The sequence below is a fragment of the Paraburkholderia sp. HC6.4b genome, from assembly GCF_014200875.1.
Lineage (GTDB): Bacteria > Pseudomonadota > Gammaproteobacteria > Burkholderiales > Burkholderiaceae > Paraburkholderia > Paraburkholderia tuberum.
Genome location: NZ_JACHDC010000006.1, coordinates 234,263 through 251,061 on the forward strand (window position 1 = coordinate 234,263; position 16,799 = coordinate 251,061).

At 65.1% G+C, this 16,799-nt stretch carries 18 protein-coding genes; 9 read left to right on the forward strand and 9 right to left on the reverse strand.

Annotated features, from left to right (window positions below; all coding sequences use genetic code 11):
* Nucleotides 1-16: 16 nt before the first annotated feature.
* The 4 genes from HDG34_RS11710 to HDG34_RS11725 form a co-directional block, all read right to left on the reverse strand.
* Nucleotides 17-1,615: a DHA2 family efflux MFS transporter permease subunit gene (locus HDG34_RS11710; RefSeq protein ID WP_184060140.1), complete on the reverse strand. Its 1,599-nt coding sequence runs from the start codon at nucleotides 1,613-1,615 to the stop codon at nucleotides 17-19.
* On the reverse strand, nucleotides 1,612-2,841 hold the full coding sequence (locus tag HDG34_RS11715) for an HlyD family secretion protein (RefSeq protein WP_184060142.1): 1,230 nt from the start codon (nucleotides 2,839-2,841) through the stop codon (nucleotides 1,612-1,614). The genes HDG34_RS11710 and HDG34_RS11715 overlap by 4 nt, the downstream gene beginning before the upstream one ends.
* 138 nt (nucleotides 2,842-2,979) lie before the next feature.
* Nucleotides 2,980-3,159 (reverse strand): hypothetical protein, encoded by a 180-nt coding sequence (locus HDG34_RS11720; protein ID WP_184060145.1) that lies wholly within the window; start codon nucleotides 3,157-3,159, stop codon nucleotides 2,980-2,982.
* A 39-nt stretch (nucleotides 3,160-3,198) separates the two neighbouring features.
* Nucleotides 3,199-4,809 (reverse strand): FAD-dependent oxidoreductase, encoded by a 1,611-nt coding sequence (locus tag HDG34_RS11725; protein WP_184060147.1) that lies wholly within the window; start codon nucleotides 4,807-4,809, stop codon nucleotides 3,199-3,201.
* Nucleotides 4,810-5,075: 266 nt separating this feature from the next.
* On the opposite strand from HDG34_RS11725, the gene HDG34_RS11730 reads away from it, so the two are divergent.
* From HDG34_RS11730 to HDG34_RS11745, 4 genes are all read left to right on the forward strand, one after another.
* Nucleotides 5,076-7,220 carry a response regulator gene (locus HDG34_RS11730; RefSeq protein ID WP_311734776.1) on the forward strand — a complete coding sequence of 715 codons (2,145 nt, stop codon included), beginning with the start codon at nucleotides 5,076-5,078 and terminating at the stop codon, nucleotides 7,218-7,220.
* A 151-nt stretch (nucleotides 7,221-7,371) separates the two neighbouring features.
* Nucleotides 7,372-7,659 (forward strand): hypothetical protein, encoded by a 288-nt coding sequence (locus HDG34_RS11735; protein ID WP_184060151.1) that lies wholly within the window; start codon nucleotides 7,372-7,374, stop codon nucleotides 7,657-7,659.
* Nucleotides 7,660-7,953: 294 nt separating this feature from the next.
* Complete coding sequence (locus HDG34_RS11740) at nucleotides 7,954-8,610, forward strand: hypothetical protein (RefSeq protein WP_260321127.1); 657 nt, start codon at nucleotides 7,954-7,956, stop codon at nucleotides 8,608-8,610.
* A gap of 28 nt (nucleotides 8,611-8,638) precedes the next feature.
* A complete protein-coding gene (locus HDG34_RS11745) occupies nucleotides 8,639-9,124 on the forward strand; it encodes a hypothetical protein (RefSeq protein WP_184060155.1) in 486 nt (161 codons plus the stop codon).
* Between the two features lie 189 nt (nucleotides 9,125-9,313).
* On the opposite strand, the gene HDG34_RS11750 is transcribed toward HDG34_RS11745, so the two are convergent.
* The 3 genes from HDG34_RS11750 to HDG34_RS11760 all read right to left on the reverse strand — a co-directional run bounded on the left by HDG34_RS11750 (nucleotide 9,314) and on the right by HDG34_RS11760 (nucleotide 11,186).
* Complete coding sequence (locus tag HDG34_RS11750) at nucleotides 9,314-10,333, reverse strand: class I fructose-bisphosphate aldolase (RefSeq protein WP_184060157.1); 1,020 nt, start codon at nucleotides 10,331-10,333, stop codon at nucleotides 9,314-9,316.
* Nucleotides 10,334-10,430: 97 nt separating this feature from the next.
* Nucleotides 10,431-10,850 (reverse strand): secondary thiamine-phosphate synthase enzyme YjbQ, encoded by a 420-nt coding sequence (locus tag HDG34_RS11755; protein WP_184060159.1) that lies wholly within the window; start codon nucleotides 10,848-10,850, stop codon nucleotides 10,431-10,433.
* A gap of 15 nt (nucleotides 10,851-10,865) precedes the next feature.
* Nucleotides 10,866-11,186, reverse strand: a complete 321-nt coding sequence (locus HDG34_RS11760) for a thioredoxin family protein (RefSeq protein WP_184060161.1) — start codon at nucleotides 11,184-11,186, stop codon at nucleotides 10,866-10,868.
* 172 nt (nucleotides 11,187-11,358) lie between these two features.
* Here HDG34_RS11760 and HDG34_RS11765 point away from each other — a divergent pair, with 172 nt between their 5' ends.
* From HDG34_RS11765 to HDG34_RS11785, 5 genes are all read left to right on the forward strand, one after another.
* Nucleotides 11,359-11,655, forward strand: coding sequence for a DUF2628 domain-containing protein (locus HDG34_RS11765; protein WP_018425131.1), 297 nt, complete (start codon nucleotides 11,359-11,361; stop codon nucleotides 11,653-11,655).
* Nucleotides 11,656-11,733: 78 nt separating this feature from the next.
* A complete protein-coding gene (locus tag HDG34_RS11770) occupies nucleotides 11,734-12,222 on the forward strand; it encodes a hypothetical protein (RefSeq protein ID WP_184060163.1) in 489 nt (162 codons plus the stop codon).
* A gap of 234 nt (nucleotides 12,223-12,456) precedes the next feature.
* On the forward strand, nucleotides 12,457-13,800 hold the full coding sequence (locus HDG34_RS11775; RefSeq protein WP_184060165.1) for a sugar efflux transporter: 1,344 nt from the start codon (nucleotides 12,457-12,459) through the stop codon (nucleotides 13,798-13,800).
* 216 nt (nucleotides 13,801-14,016) lie between these two features.
* Nucleotides 14,017-15,051 (forward strand): phosphogluconate dehydrogenase (NAD(+)-dependent, decarboxylating), encoded by a 1,035-nt coding sequence (gnd, locus tag HDG34_RS11780; protein ID WP_184060167.1) that lies wholly within the window; start codon nucleotides 14,017-14,019, stop codon nucleotides 15,049-15,051.
* Between the two features lie 74 nt (nucleotides 15,052-15,125).
* Entirely contained in the window at nucleotides 15,126-15,824 is a 699-nt protein-coding gene (locus HDG34_RS11785) for an HAD family hydrolase (protein WP_184060169.1), read from the forward strand.
* A 51-nt stretch (nucleotides 15,825-15,875) separates the two neighbouring features.
* On the opposite strand, the gene HDG34_RS11790 is transcribed toward HDG34_RS11785, so the two are convergent.
* Both HDG34_RS11790 and HDG34_RS39055 read right to left on the reverse strand, forming a co-directional pair.
* Nucleotides 15,876-16,406: an ankyrin repeat domain-containing protein gene (locus HDG34_RS11790; RefSeq protein WP_184060171.1), complete on the reverse strand. Its 531-nt coding sequence runs from the start codon at nucleotides 16,404-16,406 to the stop codon at nucleotides 15,876-15,878.
* Nucleotides 16,407-16,520: 114 nt separating this feature from the next.
* Nucleotides 16,521-16,649: a hypothetical protein gene (locus HDG34_RS39055; protein WP_260321128.1), complete on the reverse strand. Its 129-nt coding sequence runs from the start codon at nucleotides 16,647-16,649 to the stop codon at nucleotides 16,521-16,523.
* Between the last annotated feature and the right edge of the window lie 150 nt (nucleotides 16,650-16,799).

The window sequence follows — 16,799 nt, forward strand, 5'->3', positions numbered from 1 at the left end:
CAAACCAGGCTTCACTTCAATGTCCTCCGCCGCCGGACGCCTTGGCCGGTGAGAAGAAAATCGTGATCGGAATGCAAAGCGTGCAGAAAATCGCGAGGAACGCGAACACGTCGACATAGGCAAGGAACGTCGCCTGCGAGATGTACGTGGTGTACAGATGACCGTTGGCCGTTTGCAGCGCCTGAGAAAGCGGCATGCCATTGATGTCCGCGATCGTCCGCGCGTTGCGTTGCAACGTATCGTTGTAATTCTGTGAAAGCGGCGACATGAACTCCGACAGATGCGCCATGCGTGCCTGCGTGCGCTCGCGAACCATCGCGGTCGACAGCGAGATACCGATCGAACCCGCGACGTTGCGGAACATCGTGAACAGCGCGGACGCGTCGTCGTTCAGTCGCGGCGGTACCGTCAGATACGCAAGCGTCGTGATCGGCACGAACAGGAAGCCGATCGCCAGCGACTGCGCGCTGCGCATCTTCACCAGCGTGAAGTAGTCGATGTCCGGCACCAGCGTGTGCGAATACGCGAGCGCGCACGCGAGCAGCCCGAAGCCGGTGGCCACCAGAAAACGCGTCTGCACGTACGGCATCATTTTGCTGATCAGTGGAATTTCCATCGTGATCAGCACAGCGCCAGGCGACAGCACGAGGCCCGCGAGCATCGCCGTATAGCCGAGCTGCTGTTGCGCGAGCTGTGGCACGAGCACCGCGCTGCCATACAGAATCGTCGCGAACGCGGCGATCGTCACGCAGCCGAGCGCGAAGTTGCGGTCCTTCAGACAGCGCAGATCGACGACCGGCTTCTTCGTGTACAGCAGCCAGTACGTCGCACCGACGATGCCCGACACCGCGAGCACTGCGAACGTACGAATGAAGTTCGACGAAAACCAGTCGTCGTCCTCGCCGCGATCGAGCATCACCTGCAGGCAGCCGAGGCCGATCGCGATCAAAAGGATGCCCACGTAATCCACCGACACGCGCAGATCGCCCTTGCGTTTCCACGGCGGATCCTCGACCAGTTGCATCACCGCGAGCGAGGTCAGCACGCCGAACGGCACGTTCACGAGGAACACCCAGCGCCACGAAAAGTTGTCGGTGATCCAGCCGCCGAGCGTGGGTCCCAGCACCGGCGCGACGACGATCGCGACCGCCGAGATCGAAAACGCGCGGCCGCGCTGCTGCGGCGGGAACGTGTCGAGAATGATCGATTGCTGGTTCGGTTGCAGTCCGCCGCCGAAAAAACCCTGCAAACAGCGGAAGATGATCAGCTGCCACAGATTGGTCGCGATGCCGCATAGAAACGAGCACACGGTGAACGCAATGATGCAGACGAGGAAATAGCGCTTGCGCCCGAGCAGCCGACCGAAGAAACCCGAGATCGGCAGCACGATGCCGTTGGCGACCAGATATGAGGTCAGCGTCCACGTCGCTTCGTCGTAACTGGCAGACATCGTGCCCGCGATGTGCGGCAGCGCGACGTTGACGATGGTCGTGTCGAGCACTTCCATGAACGCGGCGAGCGTGACGACGATCGCGATCAGCCACGGATTCGCGGATGGCTTCCAGTTCGACGCCTCGCCGGGCGACGCTTCGCCGGGCGCGTCGGACGCCGTCATTTCAGGTACACCTTCGGCGTGACCGACAAGCCCAGCCCGAGCGGATGATCGCGCGGCAGACCTTCGTCGATGATGATCTTGACCGGTACCCGCTGCACGATCTTCACGAAGTTGCCGGTTGCGTTTTCGGTCGGGAACGCCGAGAAGCGCGAGCCGCTGCCGAGTTGCACGCTATCCACGTGGCCGCGCAGATCGAGCTTCGGATACGCGTCGACGTCGACTTCGACCTTGTCGCCGGGGCGCAAGCGGTCGAGCTGCGACTCCTTGAAGTTCGCGGTGACCCACACCTGCGGCGTGACGATCGAGAACAGCGACACGCCCGCGCTCAGGAAGCTGCCGAGCTGGACGTTGCGCCGCGTGATCCAGCCATCCGACGGCGCGCGCACTTCGCAGTACGACAGATTCAGCTGCGCCTGTTCGAGCTGTGCCTCGGCCTGATGCACCTGCTGGCGGCGTTCGTCGACGGCGGCCTCGGCCTCGCGCAACTGCTGCGGCACGAGGCTCGCGGTCCGCTGCTGCGCGCGCGCCTGCTCGAGGCTCGCGTTGGCCGACTGGCGCTGTGCGTCGGCGGTATCGACGTTCTGCTGCGTGGTCGCGCGCGGATCGACCGTGTGCTGACGCTGCCAGGAGGCTTGCGCCTCGCGCAGATTCGCTTCCGCCGACGAGGTTTGCGCCTTCGCCTGGCGATACTGCGCCGGATACTGCACGCGCGCGATGTCGAGCTGCACCTGCGCGGCGTTCAATTGCGCCTTTGCAAGACCAAGCTGCGCCTTCGCCTGATCGACCTGCGCCTGGTAGTCTCGCTTGTCGATCACGAGCAGCAGGTCGCCCTTGTGCACGAACTGGTTGTCGTCGACCGCCAGCGTCACCACGTAGCCGGAGACTTTCGGCGCCATCGTGATCGCGTTGCCATCGGTGTAGGCGTCGTCGGTCGTCACCTCGTTGCGCGTCGCGAACCACCAGACGAAGCCGACGATGCCAATCAGGATCACGACCGCGCCGAGGATGATCAGCGGCTTCTTGCCGGGCGTCTTTTTCTGCTGACCGTCGTCGCCGTTGTCCTTGTCGCTGTTGCCGTTGCCATGTTTGCCGTCAGCGCGGCCCTGGTCGCCGCGTTTGCCGACGCCATCGCGTTCGTCGTTGCCGTCGCGGCGATCATCGCCGTGCGGCGCATCGCGCCCGAATGCTTCCTGCCCGGTGCTGGCCGAGCCGGTCTCGTCTGACATGGTGAGTCGTTTCCGTCGTTCCAGTGGGTTGAGAATGGGGGAGTGCAATAGATGCCATCCGCGGCCGCCGCGAACACAATGATGGGCGAGGCCGCGGGCGCTCGGCAAGCGCGGGCAGCGCGAACCGCTGCCACGCGGCTATTGACCGGCGGGCTTGTCGTGCCCGGCCTTTGCCTTTGCCTTGTCCTGCTCCGGCTCGATCCTCGTGGTGCCGCCCGTCGACGGCGGGTCGCTAGCCGGGAAGCTGTCTTCGACCTGCTTGTCGATCTGCTTTTCACTCTTTTCCGAGTGAGGATGTTTTTCCTTGTGTGTCGTCATGGTGACTCCCTAGTCAAGGTTGAACGGCAACTCGATGGGTCACGACGCCGCCGCTTCCGGCGTGCCGATGATCGCGAGCGCGTCGGCCCGCGACAGGCCGCCGCGCATCGCGTCGGAAAGCCGCGCGGTCAGCGCTTCGCGCTCGCAGGCGAACACCGCGTCGACGTGGCCGTCGCGCACGTACAGCGCGATGAACTGGTGATGATCGAAGTCGCCATCGACGACGATCTCATCCCACTCGCTCGCGTGGCCGAGGTATTCGAAGTTCTTGCCGTAGTGATAGGTCCAGAAGAACGGCACGTCGGCATAGCGATTGCGCAAACCGCACATGTTCTGCGCGGCGATGCGCGCATGCTGCTGCGCGACGCGCCAATGCTCGATACGCACCGGCTCCTGGTTCTCATGCAGCGTGAACACGGCGATATCGCCGGCCGCATACAGACCGCACGCGGCGTTCATGCCGGCATTGACGACCACGCCGCCGTCCTTCTGCAACGGCAGTCCTTCGACAAACCCCGTAGCGGGCGCAACCCCCGTGCCCAGCAGCACGACATCGGCCGCGATGGCCTCGCCGCCGGCGAGCATCACCGTATGCACATTGCCTTCCTCGCCCTCGAGCGAGGCGACCTTGGCGTCGAGATAAAACTTCACGCCATTGCTTTCGTGCAGCGCGCGAAACATCTGGCCCGCGCGCTCGCCGAACTGCTTCGCGAACGGCACCTTGTCGCGCGAAATCACGGTGACGGGCACGCCGTGCTTGCGCAACGCGGACGCGACTTCGAGGCCGATGAAGCTGCTGCCGAGAATCGCGACGCGGGTTTGCGATGCATCGTCGCCGAGCGCGTCGATCAACGCGGCGGCATCGTCCAGGTGTCGAAGCACATGCACGCCGCCGAGTTCGCAGCCGGGCATGTCGGGCACTTTCGGCACGCTGCCGGTCGCGAGCAGCGCGGTGTCGTATTTCAGCGGCTCGATGCTCTGCTCGCTACCACCCGCGCCGGCTTCGAAATGGATCGTGTGCGCAGGCACGTCGAGCCGCGCGACCTTCGCGACGATGCGCTCGATGCCGTGCGTGTGCAGCCAGTCGGGCGGCAGCAGCGGCGGCACGTCGGCGGGCGTCATTTCAAACGAGGGGACGAATTTGCTCAGCGAGGTGCGGTCATAGGGCGCGTGCGCTTCGTCGCCGATCAGCGTGATGCGGCCCTCGAAGCCGAACTCGCGTAGCGCGGCACAGGCAGCGGCGCCGGCCGCGCCCGCGCCGATTACCACGTAGTGCTTGGCTTGCGCGGTGGCATCGGGCGGGGATGTGCGCGCCGCCGGTGCCGGCGCTGCGATTTTTTCCGCCGACACGAGCACGTCGTCGCCATCGAGCGTGACCGGGTAGCGATCGAGCGGCAGCAGCGCGGGCGGCTCGAGCACGTTGCCGGTCGCGACGTCGAACGTACCCTTGTGCCATGGGCAGATGATGCGGCCGCGGCACAGCGCGCCCTCTTCGAGCGGGCCCCCGGCATGCGGGCAATCAGGCGAGTAAGCCCGCACGGTGTCGCCATCGCGCACGAGCAGAATCGGCGTGCCGTCCACGATCACGCGCACCGCGCGGTCCGCTGGCAATTCCGGGAGCCGCGCGACGCGGCGGGCAGTCGTGGACATGGTGAGGCCTCGCGCAAGAAAGAACTCGCGCAGCGCACGCAAACGCGTCGCGAGCGGTGACGGAAGTACGCTTGCCATCAAGCAGCGATAAGGCAGCAATCGTCGTGCCCGGACGCGTCGGCGGAGTGATGCCGTGAAGCTTCTTGGGAAGATAGGCCGAGTTGCGGTAAATTTCGAGACAGGGGAATTAGCGCGCGAACAGCGGCGTGCGAATTCACAGGCAATGCCTTCCCTGACCGTATGCAACTTTGATGGAGCAGGTGACCGTGCAGCGTGCAGAACGTGTCGCAGTCGATGTGCCGATGCCGTCACGCAACTTCGCGGCGACGCAGCGCATGCTGCTGATCTTGCTGGCCGTGTCGATCGTGTTTCCGTTGGCCTGCCTCGTGGGCTACGGCTACTTCGACTACCAGCGCCGCATCTCCGATGCGAACGATGCGCTCGACCGCCTCGCGCGCGTGGCGCAGGAGCAGGCCGTCAAGGTGCTGGACTTGAACCGGCAGATGGCCTCGCGCGTGATCGAGCTGCTCGGCAATTCCGACGACGCGCAGATCCGCGCGCGCGAGCGCGAATTGCACGAGCGTCTGCAGAGCATCGGCGGCGACTTTCCGCAGGTAGCGTCGATCTCGCTGCTCGGTGTGAACGGCCAGTTACTTGCGTCGAGCCTCGCGTATCCGGCGCCGGCAGTGACGAGCGGCTTGCGCGACGACTTTCTCGCGGCGAAGGCAATGCGTCCGCAGCCGTATTTCTCGCTGCCGATGTTCGGCAAGCTGTCGAAGGTCGACGTGTTCACGACCGCGATCGCCCGCACGGGTACGGACGGTCAGTTTCTCGGCGCGGTCACGGTGGCGCTGCGCAACGAATATTTTTCGCGCTTCTATCGCGAGCTGACCAACGGCGATCCGTCGCTCGCGCTCGCGCTGTACCGGCAGGACGGCAATCTGCTGGTGCGCTATCCGCCGTGGCCGGCCGGCGCCCGGCCGTCGATGCACAGCGCGTTCATGTCCGCGTTGCGCGACAAACAGCTGTTCGGCCACGTGCACCTGAATTCGACCGTCGACGGCGTCGAGCGGCTGCTCGCGTTTCGCCGTGTCGGCGACTATCCGTTGTATGTGATGAGCGCGTACGCGATGTCATCGATCGTGGCGGCGTGGCGCACGCACTTTATGTTGATCGCGGCGCTGACGGCGGTGCCCTGCATCGCGATCTGGTGGCTCGTGCTGTATTCGCTGCGTCAGCTCGAGGCGGAGCGGCGCGCGTGGGAGCGGTGGCAGGGCGAGGTCGCGATGCGTTTGTCGGCCGAGGCGTCGAGCCGGCAACTGCAGCGCATGGGCGCGCTCGGCAATCTGGTCGCGAATGTCGCGCACGATTTCAACAACCTGCTGATGGTGGTGTCAGCGAACACCGAGCTCGCGCGCCTCAAGCATTACAACGATCTCGAGAAGGAAGTGCATGCGGTCGAGCGTGCCACCGCTACGGCCGAAGCGCTGACGCGGCGTCTCTTGAGCGTCGCGCGCAAGCAGCCGCTGAAGCAGGAGCCCGTCGAGCTTGCGCGCTGGCTGCCGGCCGCCGAGCCGCTGATCAACGCGGCACTCGGCGACACGGTCGAACTGGCGTTGCGCATGCCGGAGAACCTGTGGCAGGTGCTCGTCGATCCGACCGATCTCGAGTTCGCGATCGTGAACATCGCGATGAACGCGCGCGATGCGATGCCGCGCGGCGGACGCTTCGTGATCCGCTGCCAGAACAATCGGCTGGTCGGCAGCGATACGCTGCTGCCGGACGGCGAGTACGTGCTGATCGCCTGTTCCGACGACGGCGAAGGGATGCCCGAATCGGTCGCGCGACGCGCGTTCGAGCCGCTGTTCACGACCAAGCTGCGCGGCTCGGGCACCGGCCTCGGGCTCGCCCAGGTACTGTCGATGTCCGAGCAGGCCGGAGGCACCGCGAAGATCGACAGCGTGCTGGGCAGCGGCACGACGGTGCGGATGTTTCTGCCGCGCTATCGTGAGGGCGCCGCGCTGGCCGGCGCCGATGCGCGCCAGCCGCTGCCGACCGCGGCCGGGGCCGTGCTGCTCGTCGAGGACAACGAGGACGTCGCGGCCGGCGTGACCGCGGTGCTCGAAACCTTCGGCTGCGAGGTGCATCACGAGCCGACCGCCGACCAGGCGTTCGACGTGCTGAACGCCGGCGAGCGCTTCGAACTCGTGCTGTCGGACATCCAGATGCCGGGCAAGCTGAACGGTATCGACCTGGCGGAGAAGATCCGCAGCGCGTGGCCGTCGCAGAAGATCGCGCTGATGACCGGTTACGCCGACGAGCTCGACCGCGCGCGTCGGCTCGGCATTGCGATACTCGCGAAGCCGTTCAATATCGACGAACTGCATGCGCTGCTGGCTTGCGGCACCTGAAGCCGCGGCACCGTTCGTCTATCGCGTCCATGGGCTTTTCCTGGCGTGCTGTGCTGCGGCACAGCCCTTGCTGAAAAGAGCGCGAGGTTTGCGCGTGCGGTCACCGCGCGCCCACTTCCTTTCGACACTCCCGACACCCAGGAGAATCGCCATGAAGATCAGACACGCAGTGCTCGTTTCCACCTTGCTCGCGGCTTCGTCGCTCGCAATGGCCCAAGGCGCCGGCGGTGGCGCAGGCGGCGGCGGGGGGCCGGCCGGCAACGACCCGAACAGCAACGCCGCGACCTCGACACGCGAGGGCGGCGATGCGGGCGCGACCGGGGAGACCACGCCTTCGACTCACCATCACATGAAGAAGCATTCGAAGTCGAAGAAGCCCATGACCGACTCGACGAATATGCCGGGCGCCGACGCGAGCAGCGATACGAAGGGGCAGTAAGCGCAGCGTGTCAAGGCAGAAGGGCGGCTGGCGCCCCGCGTCGAACATCGTCTGGCGCGTCGGCTCCGGCAGTTTTTCTGTGCGCCGCAGTCCCCGCCAGAACCCGGCACTGTCGGCAACGGGGGTTTTATGAGATGGTGCCATGTTGCACAATCGTGCCTCGTCAATTGACTGTGAGGCACGATGACTTCACTTTTTCCCGCTCCTCACCTCGACGTCCGTGAAAGACGGCACGGACATTTCTTCTGGCAGAGCGTTCGCAAATCGATCTACCTTCACATTGAGTCGCCCCGCATGTTTGACGCGGACCGCTGGTTTCATTTTGCCCTGCCAGCCGGCGCACCCCGCGCGGGAAACGACGACCTGGCGCAAGGCATGGAGGAAGCGCGCGCAGCGTGGCTGCAACACGCCCCCTCGATGCTGCTGTCCCTCCAGTCGTACGAGCTGCGCGACGTGCTTGGCCGAAGTGACAACCGATTCGATATGCGCCGGATGGACGACCATGAGGTTGCAAAGGCCCTTTACAACGAAGTGCAGAACGGTGGCCTGCTCTTTGTGCCGGAGCGGCAGGATATGCGCAAGTGCGTGCAGGCGATACAGGAGCAGCGAGACAAGGGTTCCAGGCAAGCGCCCGCGCGCGCGCAACAGCCAGCCGACGCGGACATGGCAAAGCTTCTTCGTAGCAACAGCGCGCGCGTGCCGCAGAATCTCGCCAATGTAAAGCCGTTCGAGTACACACCGGACGCGGCAAGTGGCGACGTTGAGGTACTGGCGGGCGCCGAGGGAATGCCGGGTAATAATCAGGCGCAAAACAGGCAGACTCGTGACGTAGCAACTGCCTTGGGCCTGAACAAAAATCAGGCGCAGCAGCTTCATCGGGAAATTGGCGGTCAACGGCTCGGCTATCACGAAATAATGGAACGCGCCAAAGATATGTTCAACTTGTGGTAACGCGGCCAACAAACAGTGGAATTACCGAATGATTAACACACGAGACGAGATTGAGCGCCGCCTGTCAGCTGTTGAAGGACTGCCGATAAGTGCGGTACATCATGCAGCAGGCACGCTGACGATGCAGTTTGGCTCCCTAAGACCGGTAGCCAATTTCAAAGGTGCGATCAGGCACGTTGGGGAGTGGTCGTTACACATCCAATGCAACTGGAAAATAGAACAGGCTGGCAGTGCGATTGCAACGCAAGATGATCTTTTCGGTCCCGATGAAAAGGCACACCGTTCGGCTCAGCGTATTGACGATTTGCTGGTCAAACAGGGCCCTGCCATTGTGAAAGGCGTATCGGGAAGCGAAGAAGGCGGTGCAGACATTTTACTGTCCGGTGGCTTGCGGCTTGTCATCAGCCCGAACAGTGCGCCTGACGAAGAAGACTGGCGCTTTTTTGACCCAACCTCCAATGCGAAGCACTTTATCATCGAGGGCGGCAAGGTTGATCCCTGGTCTTTATCGTGACGAACGTCCCCAGGAAAAGGCAAATCTCGGCGTTGGATTATCTGCAAAGCCCGTAACAGTCGCTGACCGTCAATTCGTACTGTCGGCTGTGATATGTGCGGGATGGATGTTATGCGCGGACGCGATCCAGAAGCCTTTTTCCACAGCTCCCGGATAGCCTGCGCCCGCGCCCGGGTTCAATCCCTGGGTTCAATCCTTTTCCATCGCCGCGTCGTACTTGCCGAGCGCGGCCGCGCCGTTCAGACGCGCGCGCTTGAGCAACGCCTGCTGCGCTTCCTTCACGTTGGCCGGCTGTCCGCGCCACGCATTCAACGGCGGCTCCTGCAACGCGCGCCCGTACGAAAAGCTCAGATTCCACGGCAGCGCGCCGAGTCGGTTCATCGCACTGAGATTGGCGGTAGCCTCCTCGGGCGACTGTCCGCCCGACAGGAACACGAGACCGGGAACCGAAGAGGGCACCGTACGCATCAGCACGCGCACGGTCGCCGCCGCGATATGCGCCGTGCTCGACTGCTGCTGATGCTCGGAGCCGGCCAGCACCATGCTCGGCTTCAGCACGATATGTTCGAGCACCACGCGATGCCGATGCAGCGCATGAAACACCTCGTGCAACACGGCCTCGGTGACTTCCGCGCAACGCTCGATCGTGTGCTCGCCGTCCATCAGCACCTCGGGTTCGACGATCGGCACGATGCCGGCTTCCTGGCTGATCGCCGCGTAGCGCGCGAGCGAATCGGCGTTCGCCTCGATCGCGAGCCGGCTCGGCAGGCTCGCCGTGATGTTGTAGACCGCGCGCCACTTCGCGAAGCGCGCGCCTTGCCGTTTGTAATCGACGAAGCGTTTGGCGAGACCGTCGAGGCCCTCGGTGATCTCGTCGCCGGGAGCGAGCGCAAGCGGCACCTTGCCGAGGTCGACCTTGATGCCGGGCACGATGCCGTTTGCCGCGGCCACCTGCGGGAACGGCGTGCCGTCGTCGGCTTTCTGGCCGAGCGTTTCTTCGTAGAGGATCACGCCGCTCACGAACTCGCCGAGACCGGGCGTCGTCAGGAGCAGGTTGCGATACGCGCGACGGTTTTCCTCGGTCGATTCGAGGCCGATCGTCTTGAAGCGTTTGGCGATGGTCGGGCCGCTTTCGTCGGCGGCGAGAAGACCCTTGCCCGGTTGAACCATCGCCTTGACGGTGGCTTGCAGCTCGCTACGGGTGTCCATGAGGTGTGCTCCCTTGGGTAGGCTCCGGTCGATGCGGTGTGCGGAGAAGTGCCGGTGACAGTTTCCTTTGCGTGACGAGTGGGTGCGAAAGCGGACTTCATTCGCCGAGCAGATGCAACACGATATCGCGCGGCTGCGGGTGACGCCGATGTTCGAACAGATACAGCCCCTGCCATGTGCCGAGCACCATCCTTCCATGCTCGACGGGCACGCACAACTGCACCTGGGTGAGCGCCGTGCGCAGATGCGCGGGCATGTCGTCGGGGCCTTCGGTGTCGTGCTCGTAGCGCGTGTCGTCCTCGGGCGCGAGGGTCTCGAAGTAGCGCTGCAGATCTCGCCGCACGGACGGATCGGCATTCTCCTGAATCAGCAGCGACGCCGACGTGTGCCGGCAAAACAGCGTCAGCAGACCGGTACGGATGTCCGTGTCGTCGACGAAGCGGCGCGCGTCGTCGGTAAATTCGACGAGGCCGCGGCCGCGGGCCTGGACACTCAGATGATGGATGACCTGGCGCATGACGGAACTCGAATCTCAGAGCGACGCGAACGCGTCGTCGATATCCTCGGCGCTGCGTGGCCGCACCACGCGCGCGACCTCGGCGCCGTCGCGCATCAGCACGAGCGTCGGCCACAGTTTGACCTTGAACGAGCGGCCGAGCGGGCGGCCCGGGCCGTCCTCGATCTTCAGATGCCGCAGGCCCGTGTGCGGCGCGAGCGCCTGGCGGATCGATGCCTGCGCGCCCTGGCAATAGCCGCACCAGTCGGTGCCGAATTCGACGACGGTGACGCCGGGCAGCGAGTCGAGCTCGGCGCGGGTCGGTCCTTTCGGGGAATAAGCTGTCGGCGAGGTCATGCGTGCTCCGCTGCTGATCGTGATTTGCCAAGGGTAGCAGCTATGCCGCGGATCGTCAGCGCAGCGGCCGTATGCTGCCGATGCGCGCGGTGTCGCCGCGGCATGTTAAAAAGCGGTGCGCGCGTGCTCGACCGATCGACGCGCCGCGTCATCGCACGGAACCTCGCAAAACATGAACGCACGAATCTATCTGCAACATCCGCAACACAAGGACGCTATCGCGGTCGCGACCGGCTTCAGCTGGGGCGCGTGCCTGCTCGGCTTCATCTGGGCGCTGTCGAAGAGAATGTGGTTCGCCGCGTTCGTGATGCTAGGCATCAACGTGATCCTGCTCGGCATCGGGCTGTGGGGCGAGACGGCCGATCTGATCGGCTTCGTGCTGTCGATCGTGTTCGCGTTCGGATGCGGCGCGTATGGCAACCGGTGGCACCGCTGGACGCTCGAACAGCGCGGCTACGTCGTGGTGTGATGCGTTCGCGCTGGAGCGGGGATTGCTGCGCGCAGGAATGTGATCGAAGCTGAGTTCAATCCCTCATGGAGGCGTTTTATGCTCATAGCATCGGCAATCGCTGGTCTTTCCGCTGATCGGCTTTCGACACGCGGCGCGCGGGCGCTCGCGCTGGCTGCATCGTTGGTCATGTTGGCCATCGCGCCGCTCGCGCACGGCGCCGACGCGGCGCCCCCCGCCACGATGGCGGCCACCCCAGCCACGGCAGCCTCCGCCCCCGCCGACGACACCTTCCTGCTGACGATCTTCCTGCGCCACGACGAATCGAAGCCGCTGCCGAAAATCAACGATCAACTGCGCGAGCAGGGCTTCTTCAAGACCTTCCCGCCGCCAGGCATCGAAGTCGTGTCGTGGTACGTGATGATGGGCATCGGGCAGGTCGTGACGCTGCGCGTGCCCGCGAGCCGGTTGCGCGAAGTGAACCGCGCGATCGAATCGACCGCGTGGGGCGGCTATCACACCGAGTTCTATCCGACCTACGACTACAAGGCGCAGGCGCAGCAAATGCGCGCAACTGAGGGCAAGTAGCGTTGAGCGTGCCAGCAGCTTGCCGCTAACGGCACGCATCGGCACGGCGCGGCGCGAGTCGCCGGATGTATCCGCAGGCTTCTCACGGATTTGGGACAGCTATTAGCGGGTTTACGCAAGCCGCGCTCCGGGTCGATAATGCCCCGGTCGTTCCGGCCCCCTGCCTGCGACGCCTAACGTGCCTTCGAGCGCTTCGCTGCGTATCGAGGCCCGCTCCACCTGACCCACCGCCCCGTGTTGAAAACTGCGCGTTTTTTCGACCTGCTTCGCATTCCAGGCTTCAAGCCGCTCGCCGCCGCCACCCTGATGCTCGGTGTGGCGATGTCCTTCACCGCACCGTATCTGTCTCTGTTCGGCATCGAACGCGCCGGCATGACGCCGTTCCGGCTCGGCGTATTCATGACGCTGATCGCCGCGAGCGGCGTGCTCGCGAGCACGGTGGCGGGGCGCTGGAGCGACCGGAGCGGGCGGCATCGACCGTTATTACTGGCGGCGCTCATCGCAGCCGCGCTCGGCTACCTGTGTCTGTGCGTGGTGCGCGATTACCGGCTGCTGCTCGTGGTCGGCATCGTGTTCATCGGCGCGGGCGGTTCGGCGATTTCGATGGTGTTCTCGTTCAGCCGCGCGGCGCTGCCGGTGCCCGACCCTGCCGAGCGCGTGTTCGCGAGCGCGACGCTGCGTACGATCCTCTCGGCCGCATGGGTGTTCGGGCCGGCGGTTGGCGCGCTGGTGCTCGCCGCGACGAGCTTCACCGGACTCTTCCTGTTCGCGGCCGCCAGCTTCGCGACCTGCGGCTTCATCGTCTGGCGCATGCAGGAGCCGCAGAGCCATCTCGGCGATCACACGGTCGAGGACACCGCGTCGGAGCCGTCCGCGTCGATCACGGTGCCGCCGCTGAGGCAGCCCGGCGAGGACGCGCACGAAACACTGCCGGTCGCGTCGGCGAACGACATCCTGCGCTCGGTGAGCGCGCTGACCCTGCTCGGCCTCGCCGCGAACGCGACGATGATCGTACTGCCGCTGTACATCGTGCATGGGCTCAACGGCACGCATCTCGACGTGTCGGTGATGCTCGGTCTCGGCGCGCTGACCGAGATCCCGATGATGCTCGCGCTCGGCGCGAAGTCGTCGTCGCTGCACAAGCCGAACTGGCTTGCCGCGTGCGCGGCCGTGCATGCGGTGTACTTCGTCGCGATGTCGCTGGCCGGCAACGTCAGCGTGCTGATCCCGATGCAGATGCTGAACGCGTTCGTGGTCGCCGTGACCTCGTGTCTCGGCATGACCTACGTGCAGGATCTGATGCCGCATTCGCCCGGGCGTGCGACCGCGCTGTTCTTCAATGCGGCGCGGGTCGGCTCGATCCTGTCGGGCGTGCTGTCGGGGCTGCTCGTGCAGGCGTTCAGCTATCGCGGCACGTTCCTGTTCTGCGGACTGCTGGCGCTGGGCGCGCTGGTGCTGTTCGCGGTGCCCGGCTATCGCTATCCGCTGATGTGGCGCGCCGTCAAGCGCTTCGCGGCCGAGCAATACGCGAAGCTGGCCGCCCGCCGCGGCACGCGCGTGCCCGAGCGTAGCGAATGACACGTGGGCTCGCCGCGTTCGCTTTCGTGCGGATGCGGCGCGCCTCCAGTTGCGTGGAACTTTGAGCCGCGCTGCGCCTCTGCAAAAAAGTGCGGCTTGCTTCGATACATGCGGCGTAGCTCGCGACACAGCGCCTATGCATAAGGGCAGCCGCGCCGCCGCAACACGATGACCGGAAAATCGGGCAGCGCAACGCAGCATCTTTAGGAGCGAGCCATGCAGCTAGGCATGATTGGATTGGGACGAATGGGCGCCGACATGGTGCGGCGCCTGACCAGGGGAGCTCAGCAGTGCATCGTCTACGACGTGCAGCCGGCGGCGGTCGACAGGCTGAAGCAGGAAGGCGTGGCCGGCGCGAGCTCGCTCGAAGACCTCGTCGCGAAGCTCGACAAGCCGCGCGCCGTGTGGCTGATGGTGCCCGCCGCCGTGGTCGACGCGACGCTCGACAAGCTCGTGCCGCTGCTCGAGCCGGGCGACGTCGTGATCGACGGCGGCAACTCCTACTACCACGACGACATCCGCCGCGGCCAGCAACTCGGCGCGCGCCAGCTTCACTACGTGGACGTCGGCACGAGCGGCGGCGTCGCGGGGCGCGAGCGCGGCTACTGCCTGATGATCGGCGGCGAGGCTGAGGTCGTCAAACGGCTTGAACCGATCTTCTCGACGTTGGCGCCCGGCGCGGGCACGCAGAGCGCGACGCCGGGCCGCGCGGCGGGCGCGAGCACCGCTGAGCAGGGCTTTCTGCATTGCGGCCCGCAAGGCGCGGGGCATTTCGTCAAGATGGTTCATAACGGCATCGAGTATGGGCTGATGGCCGCCTACGCCGAGGGTCTGAACGTGCTGCGCCACGCCGACGCCGGCCGGCACGCGCGCGAGGCCGATGCGGAGACGTCGCCGCTGCGCCGTCCCGAGCTGTATCAGTACGATCTGAATCTCGCGGATATCGCCGAGGTCTGGCGGCGCGGCAGCGTGATCGGCTCGTGGCTGCTCGACCTGATCGCCGGCTCGCTCGCCAGCGACACCGAACTGAAAGGCTACGCGGGCCGCGTATCGGATTCGGGCGAGGGGCGCTGGACCGTCACGGCGGCCATCGACGAAGGTGTGCCGACGCCGGTGCTCAGCGCGGCGCTGTTCGCGCGCTTCAGTTCTCGCGGAGAAGCCGATTTCGCGAATCGCGTGCTGTCGGCGATGCGGCACGATTTCGGCGGCCACGCGGAAAAACCCGTTGCGCCGGACGGCGGGCTGAAGTAGCCGAGGCCATCCACGCGTGCGCTATCACGCCGACCCGCCGAACCGGCCCGCCGAACTTGCCACAAGGAACCCCGATGCCAGTCACCTCCGCCACGCCGCACGACGTCGTGTTTCTGTTCGATTGCGACAACACGCTGCTCGACAACGATCACGTGCTGCAGGATCTACGCGCGCACATGATGGGCCAGTTCGGCGAAGAGAACAGTGCGCGCTATTGGGAAATCTTCGAGAACCTGCGCACCGAACTCGGTTACGCCGACTACCTCGGCGCGCTGCAGCGCTACCGGACCGAGCATCCACGCGACACGCGCCTGCTGTTGATGTCGTCGTTCCTGATCGAGTATCCGTTTGCGAACCGGCTCTATCCGGGTGCGCTCGACGCGCTGCGGCATCTCGGCAAGCACGGGCCGACGGTGATCCTGTCGGATGGCGACGTCGTGTTCCAGCCGCGCAAGATTTCGCGCTCGGGCCTGTGGGACGAAGTCGACGGGCGCGTGCTGATCTACATCCACAAGGAGCTGATGCTCGACCAGGTGATGGAATGCTATCCGGCGCGCCATTACGTGATGGTCGACGACAAGCTGCGAATTCTGAGCGCGATGAAGAAGGCATGGGGCGCGGAGCTGACCACCGTGTTTCCGCGCCAGGGACACTATGCGTTCGATGCGAAGCAGATCGCGAGCAATCCGCCCGCGGACGTGACGGTCGGGCGGATCGGCGAGTTGGCGGAGCTCGACGTGGACACGCTGTTGCGTAGCGCGAAGGGCAACTAGGCGGCGCCGCGCGCGTGGTGCGGGCGCCGTTTCATGGGTGACATCGCGGGCTCACGCGCCCAGCGCTTTCAGGCGCGCCTGGGTATCGGCCGCGCCCATCCGTGCGGCGGCATCGGCCGCGCTGACGCCGTTCGCGTCGCGCGCATGCGGGTCCGCGCCGTGCGCGAGCAGCAGATCGACGATCGCGGTGCGGTTGAACATCGCCGCGATCATCAGCGCGGTACGGCCATCGGGCGATGCGCCTTCGACGTCGGCGCCATGCGCGAGCAAGGTTTCGATCACCTTGTCGAAGCCCTTGAACGCGGCGCCCGCGATCGGCGTCTGGCCCGCGTCGTTGCGCAGGTTCGCATCGGCGCCCCGGTCGAGCAGCGTGCGCACCGCGTCGACGTGGCCGTGGTAGCTCGCGAGCATCAGCAGGCTGTCGCCGCGCTCGTTGCGCAAATTCGGCGGCACGCCTTTCTCGATGACGGCTGCGAGCATCGTCGCATCGCCGCGCCGCGCGAGGTCGAAGACTTCGCGCGCGAGCGCCTGCAATTCGGGATCGGGTTGCGATGCGGGCGGGTTGTCGGTGCGGTCGGTCAAGGCACTCTCCTTGCGATGAATGAGCGGCGCATTGCCAATGCCGCGCTCGGTCTTTCAGCGAGCATACACATTCCGTTGCGCTCGCGTTCGCACGCTGGCAGCCGCGCCGCTGTGCTAGACGTGGCTGAACAGCTTGACCAGCAGCCCGAATATGCCGATCGGTATGGCGACAGCCAGGCATGTGAACACGAGCGTAAGGACCAGGACCACGAGCACTTTGAGCGCACTGGGAGATGTCGACATGGCGGCCATTGACCTGAGACAGAAAATCACGAAAAGAAAGCAGACAGCGCAAGGAGTTGCAGCACGAATGCCACATTCAGCGCGACATACTGGGAGGGGTAGAAAGCATTCGCCCCCGTTTGAGCAGCTTAGTACATTCGACTCGCACCG